The organism is Paenibacillus koleovorans NBRC 103111 (genome assembly GCF_004000845.1).
Classification (GTDB): domain Bacteria; phylum Bacillota; class Bacilli; order Paenibacillales; family NBRC-103111; genus Paenibacillus_AA; species Paenibacillus_AA koleovorans.
This window is the reverse complement of the sequence record NZ_BIMA01000003.1, coordinates 25,216-42,622: the sequence shown is the minus strand read 5'-3', so window position 1 is coordinate 42,622 and position 17,407 is coordinate 25,216. Positions and strand designations below refer to the sequence as shown.

Sequence of the window (17,407 nt, the reverse complement as noted above, 5' to 3'; positions counted from 1 at the left end):
GATTATCCAACAAGATTTGTATGATATCGAGGTAGAACAATCGCTCCATGGGCGCTATCCAACAAGGTTTGTGTGATAGCCAGGCTGAATCGTCACTCCATATGTGCTATCCAACAAGGTTTGTACGATAGCGAGGCTGAATCGTCACTCCAAGTGTGCCATCCAACAAGATTTGTATGATAGCGAGGTAGAACAGTCGCCCTAGGGATGCTATCTTACAAATCTTGTATGATGACACATGTGGACCTGCCCTCCCACCCTTCAATTGAACACCTTCGCCAGATGAGCTATTCGGAAAATTCCCGATCCTTCTGTCTTACTCCCCTAGCAGCCGCACCATCTTGTACTGCCCCGGCTCCGCCGTGAACCCGAGCAACTCGCGGTTGATGCGAAGCATCGGCCCGTTCAGCGAATCGTTGTGCGTGCGCAGATAAGGCGCGCCAACCTCCATCGCCGTGCGTAAGCCTAGCAGCTTCAGAGCGAGCGCGATCCGGCGGTTGCGATACTCCCGCAGAACGCCAGTGAATTCGTGGTACATCGCCTTCGTCTGCTCGTTCTGGATCAGATTGACGACGCCAACATAGCGGTCGCCGTCCTTGGCGATATGACACCACTGCGGACGGGAGCCGAGAATGCCGATTTCCCATTTCCTCCACTCGTCAATCGGCGGATACCCGCCCGAACGTCCGGGAATGTCCAGTTCGGTGCTTTTGTACAGCTCGTACAGCTTGAGCTCATTCTCCTCGCCCGACTCGTCCGCGTACGTGACGAACCGGATGCCGGACTGCTCGACCGAGACGATCGAATCGAACAGCTCATGCCGGTCGAAAGCCGCCACATCAAGCACAGACTCGAACGTATGCCGCTCCATCCGGTAGCCGCGCCGCTCGGCGAAGGCCAGCGAGTTCGCATCGGTTTCCTGTACCGCCTGCCGCAGCTTGGAAGCTCGCACCTCCGCCGCCCAGCGAACCAGCGTATCGTACAATGCGGTGCCTACGCCTTGCCTGCGGGAATCCGAATCCACCACAACGGTGTGGAACAGCTGTCCGGCCTCCGTCCACGGCGCCCGCCAAATAATCGCATAGCCGATCACCTTGCCCCCATCGTCCTCGGCGACCCACTTCGGCCGATCCCAGCCCTTCAACCGGCCTTCCTCATCGTAATGAAGCTTGCCTGGAGGAATTTTGGCCTCGTCCTCCTCCAGCTGTTTTCCCGTTGTAGGCTCGGAATGTATCGTATTGAGCAGCGAAGCGACGGCTTCGTAATCATCAGGGGCACGCAGCGTTCTAATCTGGAATTTCATAGCAAACCCATCCTTTCTTGACAAATCGTTCTGCCAAGCTCATTATCTCACGCGAATCGGCGGCCGGCATGGGAAAGTCTGGTTATAGCCAAAAGCGCCTGCTTTTTACCAAACGCTTGAGGACCAGCGAGTATGATATACTGGAAACATTCGAGTTAGTCAGCAAACTAGGACCAGGAATCAAGGAATGGATGGAGACTCCGCATTGAAAACGTTCAAAAAGGTGTATGTCGAAATTACGAGCGTCTGCAACTTGGCTTGCACGTTCTGTCCGCCGACGGAGCGCAAGTCCAACTTTATCAAGCTGGACACGTTCAACCATATTCTGGACGAGATTCGTCCGCATACGAAGCATATTTACCTCCATGTGAAAGGCGAGCCGCTGCTGCATCCGAGGATCGACGAGCTGCTGGACGCGAGCCATGAGAAAGGCTTCAAGGTCAACATCACGACGAACGGCACGCTGATCCGCAAAAATCGGGACAAGCTGCTCGGCAAGTCGGCCATCCGGCAAATGAATTTCTCACTGCACAGCTTCGACGGCCACATCGGTTCGGAAAATCGCGAGGGCTATCTGGCGGACATCCTCTCGTTCGTGCAGGACGAGGCGTTCGCACATGTGCTGTTCTCGTTCCGGCTGTGGAACTTGACCCGCGACAATGCGACGAATCTGGAGCGGCAGCGCAACCGTGAAACCCTCGCGATTTTGGAGGAAGCGTTCAACCTGGATTATCGCATCGAGGAAAAGGTCATGCCTGGCAGCGGGGTGAAAATTGCCTCGAACGTCTACTTGAACCAGGACCACGAGTTCCAGTGGCCGAGCCTGCAAGCGCCGGAAGACGACGGCAAAGGGTTCTGCCATGCGCTGCGCAGCCATGCGGCCATTCTGGTGGACGGCACCGTCGTGCCGTGCTGCCTCGACGGCGAAGGCGTCATCAACCTGGGCAATGTGCATCAGACCCCGTTCTCGCAGATCGTGGAAGGGGAGCGGGCCAACCATCTCGTGTACGGCTTTTCCCGGCGGGAGGCGGTGGAGGAGCTGTGCCGCAAGTGCGGGTACCGTCAGCGGTTCGGGGCGTAGGAGCTAATCGGAATATGGAAATGAGGACCTTTGAAGCAGATGCTTCAGAGGTTTTTTGTTATCCGTCAAAAAAGGAAAAATTACGCTCTTGTGGAAATAGAATGGACAACCATTTATGGGGAGAGGAAATGCCGAGATGAACATAACCGAAAATTTCGTAGACGGACTTGCGCTCAATGCCGCCGCGATGAAAAATGGCCGTGATTTGGTGAAGAAAAACAGCTTCCCGGCACTCCACATATCCGGCGACAAAACGTTGCTTTTCGGAGCGTGCAAAGGGAGCGGGAAAGACCCGTACCAGTGCTCGGTCGATTTCAGCAACGAAAGCCAGCCGGTATTCCGATGCACGTGTCCAAGCCGTCAGTTCCCTTGCAAGCACAACCTGGGACTGCTGTACGCCTACACGGGAGGGAAATCATTCGTCGAGGCGCCGATTCCCCAAGATATTACCGACAAGCGGGAGAAGGTGGAGAAACGGGAGGAGCGGAAGCGCGAAGTGGCAGCCGCAGCCGAAACGGCCGAAGCGGAAGGCACCGAGGCGCCTGTCAGACGGAAAACGAATACTTCCGCGTTGGTCAAGAAAATCGCCGTGCAGCTGGATGGCATTGGATTGGCGGAAAAGCTGGTGCTTCAGCTCGTACAAGCCGGACTCGGCAGCATCGACAAGAAAATGCTGAAGACGATGGAGGACCAGACGAAGGAGGTCGGCAATTATTACATTCCCGGCATCCAGTATGCCCTCCGGGAAGTGCTGATGGCGCATTACGCGAATCTCGACGCCGAGGCCGTCTACACGAGCAATATGGAGAGCTTGCAGCGGCTGCACACGGGTTTGAAGAAAGCGAAGGACTATTTGCAGGCTAGAGCGCTGCAACCGGAAAGGCCGATGGAGACGGAGACGGCGATGGAGGAATGGATCGGGCATGCGTGGCAAATCGCCGAGCTTCGCGAGCATGGCCGCGCCAGCGGTCGCACGGAGCTGATGCAGCTGGCGTTCCATTCCTACACCGATCAGCCTCGAGGGGAATACATAGACGAAGGCGTCTGGGCGAATTTGCAAACGGGAGAGATGCACCACACGCGCACGTATCGCCCGTTTCGCGCAGCCAAGTATATTCGCGAGGATGACTCCTGCTTCGAGATCGTGGCGGCGAAAGAGCTGTTCCGGTATCCCGGCGAACGCAATACGCGTGTGCGTTGGGAGGAATCGACCACTAGGCCGACGGAGCAGACGGATTATGAGGCGGTGTTGGCCTTCGCGGAACGCTCGTACCCGGATGTTATCAAGCAGGTGAAAAATCAAATCAAAAATCCGCTGTCCGACAAACATCCGGTCGTGTTGCTCCGCTATGAAGCGATCGAGCGGGTGGGAGAAACGATCATTCTCGTGGACGAGCAAGGCAAGCAGCTGCAGCTGGCTGATAGTTCTCCGCTGGGCCAATCCACAACCGAGCTGCTTCCCTTGCTTCACGATGCCTACATGAAGCGGCAGGCGATGCTGGTCCTATTCGAGCATCGGATCGAGGAGAACCGGTTGGTCGCGCAGCCGCTCAGCATCGTGACGGCGAACGGCCTGCTGCGCCTGCTGTATTGACCCGGAGAGAGAGGAGACGAATCGATGAGCATAGACGTGTTATTCGGCCTGCGAAGCGAAGTCAGGCGTTTGTTCATTGCCGGAAGCGGGATGGCCGTCGGCGACGTAAGGCTGCAGCGGGTGCTTCCGCAGCTGCAGAAGCTAGGGGAAAGCGCTCCGATCTTCAAGCGCATGGCCCAGGCGGTCGGCGAGCTGCTGGAGGCGGACGTGAACAATTCCGCGGCCAAGCTGCTGGAGCTCGGGACGCTGCTAGAGTCGGTGCTGTATACGCAGGGCAAGACGGAGACGGCAGGCGAACGTGTGCCGCTGCAAGGGACCTCCATCGGCCTGACAACTGCGTATTCTTACCGGAAGCTGCAGCCGGTCAAGGAAGCGCTTGCCTCGAAGGGACAAGGCAGGCTCGAGGTGCTGCGGAGCGCGTACGACAACGGCGTGTTCGCGGATTTCCGACTGCTGGACGCGGCTGTCGAAGCGCTTGACGAGTCGTATGCGGAAATCGTGGAGCTGCTGCAACGGAAGGTGCTGCCGGGCTACGGTTCGGATGCCGTTCCGGCGTTGAAGCGGCGGCTGCGGCTGGATGGCGGCAAGGGGGATGCGAGGCGGCTGGAGCTGCTGCATGAGCAGTGGAGACAGACGGAGGAAGGGCTGGAGCTGCTGCTGAACGCGGTCCGAGAGGGTTCGACTGAAGTGCGGGCCGCCGCGGTTGAGCTGCTCGGGCAATATCCGAATCAAGAACCTTATTTGCTGGAATTGGCCGACGACAAACGGAAGGAGGTCCGGCAAGCGGCGTTGTTCGCTTTAGCCAAGCTGGACACGCCTCTGTCCGTGGAACGATTGTTCCGCGCGCTCAAGAGCGCCAAGGACCGCGATCTGGCGATAGAGCCGATTGTACTGTGCAGCTCCGTCGCTTTGGCACGCGAAGTGATGGCATTTGTGCGCTCCCTCGTTGAGCAGGCTGGGCAGGATGCGAAACCGGAGACCGTAGGCCTGGAGCTGCTTGCGGCGATCCGGTGCCTGGAGGCAAACAAGCCTCAGGAGGAAGTCAGACGGCTGTTGGAGGAGCTGCTAGCCGAGCCGGCCTTCATCCGAGCGGAGACGGAAGCCGCCCAGGAGAGAGCGATCGAGACCCTGCTCGCGATGAACAGTCCGGAAGCGGATCGGTTCGTCATGGAGCTGAGGGATGCGTACAAAGGGAAATTTTTTGGACACAGCTTCCACGCCGCGCTTCGACGTCTTTCTCCTGCCGAGGTATTCGATCATTTCAGCTCCGGGCCTAAGGTGGGCGGCAAGTATCGCGAAGTGGAGTTGCTGCGGGCGTTCCGGGAAGAGACGAACTACTTGCGGCGCGGACGGTATGAGCAGCTTGATTTTGTCGTGTCGGACGATGGGCAGCCTCTGCAGGTAGAATGGGACCCGAGATGGGTTCGCTTGTTCGTAAAGCTGGATCAGGAAGAGCTGGTTTGGCGGCTCGTGCAAAGTCCGGATCGCGAGATAGAGGCTTATCTGCTTAACAAATGCAAAGCCGCTCCGGATCTCAAGACGGCCGGCACGGTCCACTCCTTGCTTGCGCTATTCCGCCTAAGGCATCCGGATGCGCCGGAGCTGCTGATGGACATTGTGGAGCAGACGGACACAAAGCAGATTTATTATATGAGCGGGGAGCAGCGGGATCTGCTCGCCCTCCTGCCTAGGCGGTATGCGGAGCGGCTGCAGAAGGCGGCGGATGCGATGGCGCATAATCACATGAAGCGGCAGCTCACGGAGCTGGCCGAGCAAATAGCGGCTAAGCCGGAAGAGGAAAACGATTATAGGGATGAAGAGAAAGGATTGGGAATATGGGCGTGGATCAGAAGCAAGCTGTCTTAAGATTGCCGGCGGAGCAATTGTATGCGCGTGAATTGGAAGCGCTTGGCGCGGCCGACCGGGACTCGCGTCCGGCGGGGTGGCGGTTGTCGCCGAAGGCGGTGTTGACGTTTCTTACCGGAGGCAAGGCGGGAGGCGTGGCTATTACCCCCAAATATATCGGCAATAAGCGTCTGGTGGAGATGGCGATTGCGACGTTATTGACGGACCGGGCGCTGATGTTGATCGGAGAGCCGGGTACGGCGAAGTCTTGGCTGTCGGAAAACCTGACGGCGGCGATACACGGAGACTCCTCCAAGGTCATCCAGGGGACGGCCGGCACGAGCGAGGAGCATATCCGCTATTCCTGGAACTATGCGATGCTGCTGGCGCAAGGCCCCTCCGACCAAGCGATCATCAAAAGTCCCATTTATCGGGCTATGGAAACAGGAGGCTTGGCGCGTTTCGAAGAAATTTCCCGCTGTGCCTCGGAAGTCCAGGACGCCTTGATCTCCATCTTGTCGGAGAAAACGATCTCCATCCCGGAGCTGGGCCGCGAGCTGTCGGCCGTGCGAGGTTTCTCCATCATCGCCACGGCGAATACGCGGGACCGGGGCGTGAATGAGATGTCGGCGGCGCTCAAGCGGCGCTTCAACATGATCGTGCTGCCTTCGCCCTCGAATGTCGAGACGGAGGTGGAGATCGTCCGCAAGCGGGTGGGCGAAATCGCAGCCAGCTACGAGCTTAAGGCGGCGCCTCCGGAGGAAGAGTTCGTGCGCCAGGTGGTGACGATTTTCCGGGAGCTTCGCAGCGGCGCGACATTGGACGGCAAGGAGAAGGTCAAGGCGCCGAGCGGGGTGATCTCTACCGCAGAAGCGATCTCTCTGCTGACCGGCAGTATGGCGCTGGCCGCCAGCTTCGGCGACGGCGAGATCCGGGAAGAGGATTTGGCCGCAGGCTTGCAAGGCGCGATCGTGAAGGATGAAGAGAAGGACCGGATCGCTTGGAAGGAATATCTCGAAAATGTGATGAAAAAGCGGGGATCGGCATGGCGAAATCTGTACCAAGCATGCTCCGAAATGAACGCCTAGAAGGGGGAGACGGGTTCCATGTGTTCGGCATCCGCCACTTGTCGCCCACGGGCTCGTTTCATCTGCTGCAGCTTCTCGAGCAAGTGCAGCCGACCGCCGTTCTGGTAGAAGGTCCAAGCGACGCAACCTCCTTCATCGTTTCTTTGACGATGCGAGGAGTCGTTCCTCCGGTGGCCTTGATGGCTTATACGGAGCAGCTGCCGGTGAGGACGCTGCTATACCCGTTCGCTGAATACTCCCCGGAGTACCAAGCATTTGTATGGGCGGCGCAAAATGGGGCTTATGCCGCGTTCATCGACTTGCCTTCCGGCGTGTCGCTGGCGGCGGCGGAGCGTAGGAAAGGTTCCTCTAGCGCCCCTGCGGTCGGTTCCGAGGAGACTTCGGAGGCAGCATTGCAGGCAGAGCAGCAGGAGCGGATAGACCGGATAGAGCAGAGGAAAGCTTTTTACCTGATGCAGGCGGAGCAGATGGAGCGCCTCGTGGAGCTGGCGGGCGAAGCCGACTACGAGTCTTACTGGGAACGGCACTTTGAACATAATACCGGGTCTGGCACGTACAATCGGGCGATCCGCGAGTACTCCTCGCAATTCAGATCGCTCACGGAGCAGGCGGAATGGTCCCAGGCTCCTCACGAGGCGGCATTCAACGAAGTCCGGGAAGCTTATATGCGAAGAAGCGTGGTGGACGCCATTCGAGCCGGCCATGAGCAGCAGCGGATCGTTGTCGTGACCGGGGCTCATCATGCATCGGCGATCGACCTGCGGTTGCCGGCGATGACCGACGAGCAGCTGGCTGCGCTGCCCCGTGTAGCAACGAAGCTGACATTGATGCCTTACTCCTACTACAAGCTCACTACGCAGTCCGGCTATGGCGCCGGCAATCAAGCGCCCGCTTACTTCGAGCTGTTCTGGCAATGCTTGAAGCGGGGCGATCTCGCCAGATTGCCGCATCTGTACATGTCCTCCGTGGCGGCCCGGCTTCGCGAGCAGGGGAGCCACCGTTCGACGGCTTCGGTCATCGAGGCGGTCCGCTTGGCGGATGCGCTGGCCGCTCTTCATGACGGCAGCCAGCCGACGTGGCGCGATCTGAGGGATGCTGCTACGGTCTGCCTTGGTAACGGAGAGCTCACCGTTGTTGCGGAAGCGCTGGCCCGTACCGATATCGGGACGGCGATCGGCAGCCTGCCCGAAGGAGTCAGCCAAACGCCGATTCAGGACGATCTCAACCGGGAGCTCAAGCGGCTGAAGCTGGAGAAATATCGGACCACCGTTGCGACTGTGTTGGAGCTCGATTTGAGAGAAAACCGCAGCGTGAAGTCGGAGGAGGCCGCGTTTCTGGATCTAAGCCGTTCGACGCTGTTTCATCGCCTGGAGCTGCTCGGCATCAGCTTCGTGCGCAAGCAGCGGCTGCATCAGGATTCCGCGTCATGGGCGGAGAATTGGGTGCTGCGGTGGACGCCGGAAGCGGAGATCGAGACGGTGGAATCCGTGCTCAAGGGCGAGACGGTCGAGCTCGCTTCCGCTTTCGTGCTGTATGAGCGGCTCGAGCGATGCGAGGACATCGCGGAGGCGTCGCGGATTATCCGGCAAGCTTGCGACTGCGCCTTGGAGACGATGATGGCGCAGGCGCTAGGGAAGCTGCAGCAGCTGGCCGTGGACGCCGGCAGCTTCGAGCAGGTGGCGGCCGCCGCTTATGAGCTCGGCGTGCTCATACGCTATGGCTCGCTCCGCCGGTTGAACACCGACGAGCTTGTCCCCCTGCTGCAGCAGCTGTTCCTGCGAGGAACGATGCTGCTGGTCGGGGCTGCCGCCTGCAACGACGACGCGGCGCGCGAGATGGTGGCGGCGATCCGGTCGTTCCACGCCGTCGCTCAGGACCATTACGAGGTGCTGGAGGAACGAGGCTGGCTGCTCGCCCTGCAAGAGCTTGCTTCCCGGGATGATCGCAATGCGTTGCTGTCCGGGTTTGCCTTCGCCATCCTGCTGGAGAGCAATCGCTTATCCGAAGAGATCGTTACGCAGGAGGTGTCTCGGCGGCTGTCGTCCGGCATTCCGGCGGATATCGGAGCGGGCTGGTTCGAAGGGATGTCGATGCGCAACCGGTATGCGCTGCTGTCGCGTACGCAGCTCTGGAAGGAGCTGGATGCGTACATCCAGACGCTGGAGCCGGAAGCGTTCAAGCGCTCGCTCGTGTTCCTGCGACGCGCCTTCGGCAGCTTCGAGCCGCAGGAGAAAGCGGCCGTGGCGGAGATGATGGGGGAGCTGTGGGGCGCGGGCAGCACGCTGACCGGAGCCGCCCTGCAGCAGCCGCTTAGCGATGAAGAAAAGGAGAAGCTGGACGAGCTCAACGAGTTCGATTTCGGCGACATCTGACGATGACGGACCACACGTTGGATCAAGAAAAAGTGAAACGCTGGCGGCTCATTCTAGGCGAAGCGGCGGAGGAGAAGCTGCAGCCGCTCGGGGCCGGCGCTACGCTCGACGAAGAGTCGAGGATCATGGACGAGGCGCTGGCAGCCATCTATGACGGAACCGCAGGCAGCCCAGGGAGCCCGGGAGGCCCAGGCAGTCGACAGGCTGGCGGGGCTGGGACAGGCGGCGTGGGCGTGGGCTCGAGGAAAGCCGGTCTGGGGCCATCCGCCCCGAAGCTGGCCAAGTGGCTCGGCGATATCCGCACCTTCTTCCCCACGGATATCGTCTCCGTGATCCAGACGGATGCGATCGAGCGCCGGGGGCTGAAGCAGCTGCTGCTGGAGCCGGAGCTGCTGTCGCAGGTGAAGCCGGATATCCAGATGGTCGCCACTTTGATGGCGCTGAAGGGTATGGTGCCGGAGCAGACGAAGGAGACGGCCCGGCAGCTGGTGCAGGCGGTCGTGGAGGAAATCACGAAACGCCTCTCGCAAGAGCTGCAGCGGGCGGTTACCGGCGCCTTGAATCGGCGGAGGCATTCGCCGCTGCCGTCGATATCGGGGCTTGATTGGGATCGTACGATTCGGAGAAACCTGAAGCATTACGATCAAGAGCGAAAGCTGCTGCTGCCCGAAAAAGTATATTTCTTCGACCGTGCGAGGCGCAGCAAGGAATGGACGGTTATCCTCGACATTGATCAGAGTGGGTCGATGGCCAACTCCGTCATCTATGCCTCGATCATCGGCTCCATCTTCGCCAGCATGCCGGCGCTGGACACCCGGGTCGTCGCCTTCGACACCGAGGTCGTGGACTTAAGCGAGCAATGCGCGACCGACCCGGTCGATATGCTCTTCGGCATTCAGTTGGGCGGGGGCACCGACATTAACAAATCGATCGCTTATTGCGAGCCGTTCATCTCCGAGCCTAAGAAAACGTTGTTCATTCTCGTCTCCGATCTGTTCGAGGGGGGCAATCGCTCCGAGATGCTGCTCCGACTGGAAGCGATGCATCAGGCTGGAGTTAAGGTGCTCTGTTTGTTGGCCCTGTCGGACGACGGGAAGCCTTCGTACGACGAGAATGTGGCCAAGAAGCTGGCGAGCTTCGGCATTCCGTGCTTCGGCTGCTCCCCGGACCGGCTGCCGGAGCTGATAGAAGGAGCGCTGAAGGGCCAGGATCTCGTTCAATTGGCGAACCGGATAACGGCTGCTAATAATTTATGAAAAAAGCCCTGCTCTGCCGAAAGTGAGAATTCACTTCGGTAGAGCGGGGCTCTCTCTGTTTAGGGGAGGCACCAACTCGGCTCGAGTGCGGCTGTTGGTGCGAGAGTTAGTCCATTTTTGCACCAACTCAGCCGAGCCCGGCCCAGCGGGTCTAACCCAACCCAACTAGCTAGGATCCGAATACTGCTCGCGAATCTTCAGGATCTCCGGCAGGCTGTCGAAGAATACGTCCAGCAGCTGCGGATCAAAGTGCTGGCCGCGCGCCTCGCGGAAGAAGTGCAGGATGTCCTCGAGCGACCAAGCCTTCTTGTACACGCGATCGCTGCCGAGGGCGTCGAAGACGTCGGCGATCGCCGTGATGCGGCCGTACAGGTGGATAGCGTCGCCCGCCAGCCCGGACGGGTACCCGGTCCCGTCGTACTTCTCGTGATGCTGGTGCGCGATGATGGCGGCCGCCTTGATGATCTGGCGGTTCGAGTGGTTCAGCATCGCATAGCCGTAATCCGTATGCAGCTTGATGAGGTCGAACTCCTCGGGTGTCAGCCGGCCCGGCTTGTTCAGAATCGCGTCGGGGACGGCGACCTTGCCGACGTCGTGCATCGTCGAGGCGAGCCGGATCAGCTCCGCCTCCTCTTCCGGCAGACCGCAGCCGCGCGCGATCAGCTTGCTGTATTCGGCGACGCGCTTGACGTGGTGGCCGGTCTCCTTGGACCGCGTCTCGGCGATCTCGCCTAGCGTGAAGATGATTTCCTTCTGCGTATGCTCGACCTCGTCGCTCAAGTAAATGTTCTCGAAGGCTACGGACACGTTCGAGCAATAAATCTCGATCAAGTAGCGGTTCCAATCGTTCAGCTTCCGGCCGCCCTCGAAGTAGATGACGTTCTCGATGCCGGTTTTGCTGACGAAGTAGCAGCAGAAGTGGTTGTCGTAGAACTCGCTGCGCTTGAGCCGGAACGTCTCCTGGATGCACATCAGCACGTGGGCGGGCACGATGTCCTGCAGCTCCTCCGAGTCCTCGACGATGTAGTCGCCCGTCGCCGCCAGCACGTGAATCATGTGCTCCGGCCCCTTGGTGACGGCGAAGCTGTTGCAGTGCAGCGCGTTCTTATGCAGGTTCAGGATCGCGGTGAGCTGCGTCAAAATGCCGGACGCCAGCGTACGCAGCGATTGCGGCTCGAACAGCGCGGCGGACGACTTGATGATCTTCTCCAGCCCGACCTTGTTGTTCTCGATGACCATGATGTCCCGGTAGGAGCGGAGCGCGGCCATTACGGTCGTGAACAGCTTCTGGGTCGTGAGCTCGGTCTTCTCCTTGTAATCGTTGATATCGTATTCCGCGATCACGATGCGCTCCGGCGCTTGTCCGGGCTGACCGGTGCGCAGCACGATGCGGACCGCCTGCATCTTGAGCTCGTCGCGGATGTATTTCACAAGCCGCAAGCCGGAATCGTCCTGATCCATGACGACGTCGAGCAGAATCATCGCCGCATCGGGATGATTCCGGATAACGTCACGCGCCTCCGGCTCCGTACAGGCGCTAATAAATTCCAGGCGTTTGCCGTCGAATTCGAAGTCGCTCAGCACGAGACGAGTCAGTTGATGCACTTCTTGGGAGTCGTCGACAATGATGAGCTTCCATTTCTCCTCGGGCAGTCCATGGACCTCGTGTTCCATCCGTACGTCCTCGTCGGCGAATAGCAGCAGTTCGTCTTGCTGACCGGTGGCCATAGTTGTCTACCCCCTCATTGGTATCGTAATCCGGAACGTGGTGCCGACCTCTAAGGTGCTCTCGCACTGGATCGTGCCGCCTAGCGATTGCGTGACTAGATTATAGACGATGTGCATGCCGAGACCGGTGCCGCCGCCGCTCCGATTCGTCGTGAAGAAGGGGTTGAAGATCTGTTCGGCGACTTCAGGAGACATGCCTTTCCCATTGTCCCGGTAGAGCAACACCAGCTCGGAATGATTATTGGACCTCGAGAGAGACAGCGTAATCTGCCCCTCCTCCTGCGGACTATAGGCGTGAATAATCGAATTCATAATCAAGTTCGTAATGATCTGGGAAACCGCCCCCGGATTGCTGAACAGCTGCACGTTGTCCGGGCCTTCCACGAGAACGCGGAGCTTCGTCTTCTTGAGATTAGGCTGAAGGCTGACGAGCACGTCCTGGATGTATTCCTTCACGGCGAAGGAACGCTTCGTCTCCACGGAGCGGTCGACGGCGACCTGCTTGAAGCTCTTCACCAGCTCGGAGGCGCGCATCAGATTCGTCTGGATCATGCCGGTCGTATCCTTCACGGTATTCAAATACTCCTCGAGCTCCGAACGCTTCATCTTGCCGGCTTCATACACCGCCAGGAACTCCTTCGACTTCTCGTCGAGATAGGAGGCGGCGGTAACCCCGATGCCGATCGGCGTGTTGATCTCATGCGAGACGCCGGCGACGAGATTGCCGAGTGCGACCATCTTCTCCGACTCCACGAGCTGCTTCTGCGCCAGCTGAATCGTCTGCATCGCTTGCTGCAGCTCGCTGTAGCGGCCCTCGAGATCATGGACCATGTCGTTGAACGCGTCGGCCACCTCCTGGATTTCCTGGCTCGCCGCGATCTCGACCTCCTTGTACATCGACCCTTGGCGAACGGAGAGGGCCGCTTCGCGGATGCGGAGCAGCGGCCCGAGGAGCAGCTTGCGGATAATGAGCGACAAGGCGGTCAAGAGGACGCAAGTGCTGATCAGCGCCACCATGACGATAAACTGGATGCGTTGTTTGATGAGCGCGGCGTGGGAGGACGTATCGAGCACAAGCTCGATCGCGCCGATCGTGGCGCCGTCTTCCTTGAGCGGAGCGACCAGCTTGCCGGTTTGTCGTCCTTCGCGGTCCTTCGCCAGATGCATGACCTGCGTTTCGCTCGCGGTCATCTCCTGGATCAAACCCGGAGGCGTCGGCTCGCTGATGCGCGAACGGTCGGTTGAAGCTTGCACAGACGCCTTCCCGTAAAGCGTGAGCTGCAGCACATTCGGGCTTTTGTATTGGATATAATCGAAAATTTGCTGCACGTCCTCAATCGAGCGGGACTCCTCGTAACGCCCGTTGATGGCGATCGTCATGCCGTTCAGCTGGCTGACATACGTCTCCTCGACGGATTGCTGCAGGCTGTAGGAATCGAAGGCGACGATGACCGACATCATGAGGACGGTGACGGCGGTGACCAGAATGAGCATCCGTCGCTTCAGGCTAAGTGTACGCGGCACGGCGATTCTCCTAAAGAATGGCATAGTAAAAAACGGCCGATCGCGACCGGCCCTTACTTCGGCGGCGCAATCGTGAATTCTACCGATTTTGTAACATCGTAAGGCGTATGATCGTTGTTATGTAAGGAAACTCGAATCGTGTGGACGCCGGGCGTCAAGTTCTCGAACACCTTGGCTTCCTGGGTGACGCCGATTTTCTCGCCATTGTCCAAGTACATATGGATATGGCCTTCGCCTTCCTTTCTCGCTTTACCGTACTGCTCTGGTGAAATGTGCATGTCTGTAGACACCTTCACCGTGGCCGAAGTGCCGTTCACTTGCACTTGCACATCGATCTGGGGCATATGCCTGTGCTCCGTCATGGTGCTTGTACTGCCCGTCTCCACATTGCCGCATGCCGCGACGGCCCAAATAAGGCCGAAGGCAAGAGGGAGAAGCCAACGTTTTCTCATAAGATCACTCCATCCTGAACACGAAACTCGGGGGTAGGACCATGGAACCCCTTCTAGGGTCCTAGCAGAAAGTATATAGTTAAAGTATAAAACGGATTCTATCCACTGCCAAGCGTAGTTTCAACAAAGGAGAAAGTCCCATTTTTGCCCGTTGCGCATAGGCTGGCAGGAAAATCCCCGCTATTTGTCGAAAAGATTATTTTAATGAAATAACGAATCGTGCACCGGGCAGCAATGCGGCGTGCATGCTTTTTGAGGCCAGACTGACGAGTATTCGTTACGGAAAGCGGGGGTGAAACGATCGTGATGGCCACGGGTTTGTTAGAGCTGCAGCAGATGCTCCAGTCGAGAGGAATCTTAATCAGTTTCTCAGGCAGGCTGAATCAACGGCTGATCGTCGAATATGGGGAAGCGGTCAAATCGTATCTGGAGACGGAAAATCGGCCGCAGAACGAAGTGTTCAACATTTTCTCCTTGTTCATCGAGCAGACGCAGAACATCAACAATTACTGCGCGGCGAATCAAGAGCATTCGCACATTGAATCGATTGCGCATTCAAGCATTGTCATTATCGGTAAAATGGACGAGGGTAGCTACGTTTGCTCCGGCAACCTGATCGACAATAGGGACGCGGAGAAGCTGCGGGCTTATATAGAACCCCTTTGCGGGATGGACAAATCGGATCTGAAGGCGCTGTACAAAACAAAGCTGAAAGAAGGGGTTATCACCGAATCGAGCGGGGCGGGACTCGGCTTGATCGATATGGCCCGCAAGTCCAAGCAGGCGCTGGAATATTCGATTGTCAAACAGGACGACACACTCTCCTTCTTCACACTTAAGGCTATCGTATAGGGGTGTTCATAATGAAAGAGTTGCAGGTTGCCGCTACGAAGAGTACACCGCATGTCCATTTCGACCCGGGGACGGGATTGCTGTTGATCAAGGGGCAATGCTACCCGGAAAATGCGTACCAGTTTTTCGAGCCGCTGCTGAGTTGGTTGGATGAATTCCTGGATCAGGCTGAACAGCATGTGCAAATGTCCATTCAGCTCCATCTTCCCTATATGAATACGAGCAGCACCAAGTGCTTTATGATTTTGCTGGAAAAGCTGGACGAGTCGTACAGGACGGGGCGCGGCATCCAATTGCTGTGGTACTATGACGCCGACAACGAGAGCGAGCTTGAATGCGCGGAGCAGTTCCGCGAAGATTTGAGTCTGCCGTTTGAGCTGATCCCGAGAGAAGAGGTCGAATGAAAGCGGTAACCGAGCCGGGCGGCAAGAGCCGACCGACGATCCCCGACCGAGTGGTCTTCGACACCGGCGTCACGAAGGTCATGGTGCTCGCCAGCGCCCTCATCGTCTTCTCGATCGTGCTGATCGGCGCCTTCGGCTACTTCTTCACCGAACGGGAAGCGCTTAAGAAGCTCAAGACCCGCGATCTGGTGACGCTTGCGGAATCGATCTCGGCCAAGGTCGACGCGCGCATCGACAAGGCGATCGAGACGTCGCTGCAGCTGGCGCACGACCCGGCCATGCTCGAGTGGTTGGCTGGCGAAGAGCGGGACACTCGGCTCGGGGAAATGGTGCATCGCAAGACCGCCTATTTGCACGGGCAGCTCGATTACAGCACGACCTTCATCGTCAGCACCTTGACGCGCCACTATTGGTCGGACGCGGGGAAGATGATCGATACGGTCACCGAGAGCGACCCGGACGACGATTGGTTCTTCGCCGCGCTGAAGACCGGCAAGGAAGTGTCCGTCAACTTCGACTACAACAAGGAGCTGAAGGACACGTTCGCCTTCGTCAATACGCTGGCCGGGCCGACGGGCTCGCCGGTCGGCATCGTCGGCGTCGGGATGAACCTCCAGGAGCTGTCGCGGGACTTCGCGACATATAAGGACAGCGCGGGCATCTCCTTGTGGCTTATAGACGGAGAAGGCGTCGTCTACTTGTCCGATCTGTATGAGCGCAACGGCTCGAATATACGCGAGTTCGTCCCGGTAGAAGCGCAAAAGGCGATTCTGGCTTCGCAAGGGAGCGTCGAGGAATCGCGGGTAATCGACTATGAGAACGACTCCGGCGAGCGGATGGACATGATCAGCTACCCGCTCCGTTCTACCGATCTTCAACTGCTCGTCGCGTTCGAACGCCGGGAGGCGGTCGCCTACTTGCAGACGATCAAGTGGAACACGGTGCTCGCCGTAGCGATCTCTATCGTCGCGATCGTCTTCCTGTTCTACTACATCTCCCGCAACCTGGCGAACCCGTACAAGCGGACGCTGGCGATCAACCAGCAGCTAGAGGAGCAGGTGGCGGCGCGCACCCGGCAGCTGTCGGAGCGCAACCAGGAGATGCTGGACAGCATCAGCTACGCCAAGGTGCTGCAGGAGTCGGTTCTGCCGAAGCCGAAGCAGCTGGAATCGCTGCTCGCCGAGCACTTCATCATCTGGCGGCCGCGAGATGTTGTAGGCGGCGACTTCTACTGGACGAAGCGGATCGGCGGCACAACGCTGGTCGCTGTCGGCGATTGCACCGGGCACGGCGTACCGGGCGCCTTCATGACGTCGCTAGTCGTGTCCGCGCTGAACCGGATTGCCGACAGCGGTCGGTCGGGCGACCCCGCCGCCATGCTTGGTGAGCTGAATCGGCTGCTGAAGAGCACGCTGCATCAGGACGACCCCGCCACGAGCGGCACGACGGACGACGGGCTCGACATCGGGTTGTGCGCGATGGAGGGCGGCCGCTTGACCTATGCGGGAGCGGGCTGCTCGATCTACCGGCTGCACGGCGTCGAGCTGGAGACGTGGAAGGGCGACCGCCTCAGTATCGGCTATCGGCGCACGCCGGCGGATTATGCGTACACGAACCATCTTTTGTTCGACCCGCAGCAGACAACCGGCGCAAACGGCGCGGCCCCGACGTATTATATGACAACAGACGGCTTTGCGGATCAGAACGGCGGGGAGCGCGACTTCTCGTTCGGCAAGAAGCGGTTCGCCGAGATGCTGACGCGGTACGGCGAGCTTGCGCTTGGCGAACAGAAGGCGGCGTTTCTCCGAGAGCTGGAAGCCTATATGGGCGGGGAACGGCAGCGGGACGATATTACGGTTTTGGCCTTCCGGACACAGCCGTGAGTTTACTTCGACAAGAGGAAGGGAG

The 17,407-nt window shown here is 58.8% G+C and carries 13 protein-coding genes; 9 read left to right on the top strand and 4 right to left on the bottom strand.

All coding sequences use genetic code 11. The features are described from left to right. Nucleotides 1-316: 316 nt before the first annotated feature. On the bottom strand, nt 317-1,303 hold the full coding sequence (locus PKO02S_RS01905; RefSeq protein WP_127579395.1) for a GNAT family N-acetyltransferase: 987 nt from the start codon (nt 1,301-1,303) through the stop codon (nt 317-319). A 205-nt stretch (nt 1,304-1,508) separates the two neighbouring features. Here PKO02S_RS01905 and PKO02S_RS01900 point away from each other — a divergent pair, with 205 nt between their 5' ends. From PKO02S_RS01900 to PKO02S_RS01875, 6 genes are all read left to right on the top strand, one after another. Beyond that, nucleotides 1,509-2,384: a radical SAM/SPASM domain-containing protein gene (locus PKO02S_RS01900; RefSeq protein ID WP_127579394.1), complete on the top strand. Its 876-nt coding sequence runs from the start codon at nt 1,509-1,511 to the stop codon at nt 2,382-2,384. A 136-nt stretch (nt 2,385-2,520) separates the two neighbouring features. After that, nucleotides 2,521-3,978 (top strand): SWIM zinc finger family protein, encoded by a 1,458-nt coding sequence (locus tag PKO02S_RS01895; protein WP_127579393.1) that lies wholly within the window; start codon nt 2,521-2,523, stop codon nt 3,976-3,978. 24 nt (nt 3,979-4,002) lie between these two features. Next, nucleotides 4,003-5,844, top strand: a complete 1,842-nt coding sequence (locus PKO02S_RS01890; RefSeq protein ID WP_127579392.1) for a HEAT repeat domain-containing protein — start codon at nt 4,003-4,005, stop codon at nt 5,842-5,844. After that, on the top strand, nt 5,814-6,911 hold the full coding sequence (locus PKO02S_RS01885) for an ATP-binding protein (RefSeq protein ID WP_127579391.1): 1,098 nt from the start codon (nt 5,814-5,816) through the stop codon (nt 6,909-6,911). The genes PKO02S_RS01890 and PKO02S_RS01885 overlap by 31 nt, the downstream gene beginning before the upstream one ends. After that, nucleotides 6,869-9,283: a DUF5682 family protein gene (locus PKO02S_RS01880; RefSeq protein ID WP_246066789.1), complete on the top strand. Its 2,415-nt coding sequence runs from the start codon at nt 6,869-6,871 to the stop codon at nt 9,281-9,283. Before PKO02S_RS01885 ends, PKO02S_RS01880 begins: the two co-directional genes overlap by 43 nt. A 2-nt stretch (nt 9,284-9,285) precedes the next feature. Continuing rightward, nucleotides 9,286-10,539 (top strand): VWA domain-containing protein, encoded by a 1,254-nt coding sequence (locus tag PKO02S_RS01875; protein ID WP_127579390.1) that lies wholly within the window; start codon nt 9,286-9,288, stop codon nt 10,537-10,539. 165 nt (nt 10,540-10,704) lie between these two features. Here the strand turns inward: PKO02S_RS01875 and PKO02S_RS01870 are convergent, their stop codons facing one another. From PKO02S_RS01870 to PKO02S_RS01860, 3 genes are read right to left on the bottom strand one after another with little or no spacing between them, the layout of a single operon-like run. Continuing rightward, nucleotides 10,705-12,267, bottom strand: coding sequence for a DUF3369 domain-containing protein (locus tag PKO02S_RS01870; protein ID WP_127579389.1), 1,563 nt, complete (start codon nt 12,265-12,267; stop codon nt 10,705-10,707). 6 nt (nt 12,268-12,273) lie between these two features. Beyond that, nucleotides 12,274-13,791 (bottom strand): sensor histidine kinase, encoded by a 1,518-nt coding sequence (locus PKO02S_RS01865; protein ID WP_164821243.1) that lies wholly within the window; start codon nt 13,789-13,791, stop codon nt 12,274-12,276. Between the two features lie 53 nt (nt 13,792-13,844). Continuing rightward, nucleotides 13,845-14,243 carry a hypothetical protein gene (locus PKO02S_RS01860; protein ID WP_127579387.1) on the bottom strand — a complete coding sequence of 133 codons (399 nt, stop codon included), beginning with the start codon at nt 14,241-14,243 and terminating at the stop codon, nt 13,845-13,847. Nucleotides 14,244-14,549: 306 nt separating this feature from the next. Here PKO02S_RS01860 and PKO02S_RS01855 point away from each other — a divergent pair, with 306 nt between their 5' ends. The 3 genes from PKO02S_RS01855 to PKO02S_RS01845 are packed head-to-tail and all read left to right on the top strand — an operon-like array spanning nt 14,550 to nt 17,382. Continuing rightward, a complete protein-coding gene (locus PKO02S_RS01855) occupies nt 14,550-15,095 on the top strand; it encodes a SiaB family protein kinase (protein WP_127579386.1) in 546 nt (181 codons plus the stop codon). An 11-nt stretch (nt 15,096-15,106) separates the two neighbouring features. After that, nucleotides 15,107-15,499 carry a DUF1987 domain-containing protein gene (locus PKO02S_RS01850; protein ID WP_127579385.1) on the top strand — a complete coding sequence of 131 codons (393 nt, stop codon included), beginning with the start codon at nt 15,107-15,109 and terminating at the stop codon, nt 15,497-15,499. Further along, nucleotides 15,496-17,382, top strand: a complete 1,887-nt coding sequence (locus PKO02S_RS01845) for a SpoIIE family protein phosphatase (protein WP_127579384.1) — start codon at nt 15,496-15,498, stop codon at nt 17,380-17,382. Before PKO02S_RS01850 ends, PKO02S_RS01845 begins: the two co-directional genes overlap by 4 nt. Nucleotides 17,383-17,407: the final 25 nt, after the last annotated feature.

What these genes read in the sequence shown, in the direction of transcription:
- PKO02S_RS01905 (WP_127579395.1), bottom strand. Translation starts at nt 1,303, where the DNA reads ATGAAATTCCAGATTAGAACGCTGCGTGCCCCTGATGATTACGAAGCC.
- PKO02S_RS01895 (WP_127579393.1), top strand. Translation starts at nt 2,521, where the DNA reads ATGAACATAACCGAAAATTTCGTAGACGGACTTGCGCTCAATGCCGCC.
- PKO02S_RS01890 (WP_127579392.1), top strand. Translation starts at nt 4,003, where the DNA reads ATGAGCATAGACGTGTTATTCGGCCTGCGAAGCGAAGTCAGGCGTTTG.
- PKO02S_RS01885 (WP_127579391.1), top strand. Translation starts at nt 5,814, where the DNA reads ATGGGCGTGGATCAGAAGCAAGCTGTCTTAAGATTGCCGGCGGAGCAA.
- PKO02S_RS01880 (WP_246066789.1), top strand. Translation starts at nt 6,869, where the DNA reads ATGGCGAAATCTGTACCAAGCATGCTCCGAAATGAACGCCTAGAAGGG.
- PKO02S_RS01875 (WP_127579390.1), top strand. Translation starts at nt 9,286, where the DNA reads ATGACGGACCACACGTTGGATCAAGAAAAAGTGAAACGCTGGCGGCTC.
- PKO02S_RS01870 (WP_127579389.1), bottom strand. Translation starts at nt 12,267, where the DNA reads ATGGCCACCGGTCAGCAAGACGAACTGCTGCTATTCGCCGACGAGGAC.
- PKO02S_RS01860 (WP_127579387.1), bottom strand. Translation starts at nt 14,243, where the DNA reads ATGAGAAAACGTTGGCTTCTCCCTCTTGCCTTCGGCCTTATTTGGGCC.
- PKO02S_RS01855 (WP_127579386.1), top strand. Translation starts at nt 14,550, where the DNA reads ATGGCCACGGGTTTGTTAGAGCTGCAGCAGATGCTCCAGTCGAGAGGA.
- PKO02S_RS01850 (WP_127579385.1), top strand. Translation starts at nt 15,107, where the DNA reads ATGAAAGAGTTGCAGGTTGCCGCTACGAAGAGTACACCGCATGTCCAT.
- PKO02S_RS01845 (WP_127579384.1), top strand. Translation starts at nt 15,496, where the DNA reads ATGAAAGCGGTAACCGAGCCGGGCGGCAAGAGCCGACCGACGATCCCC.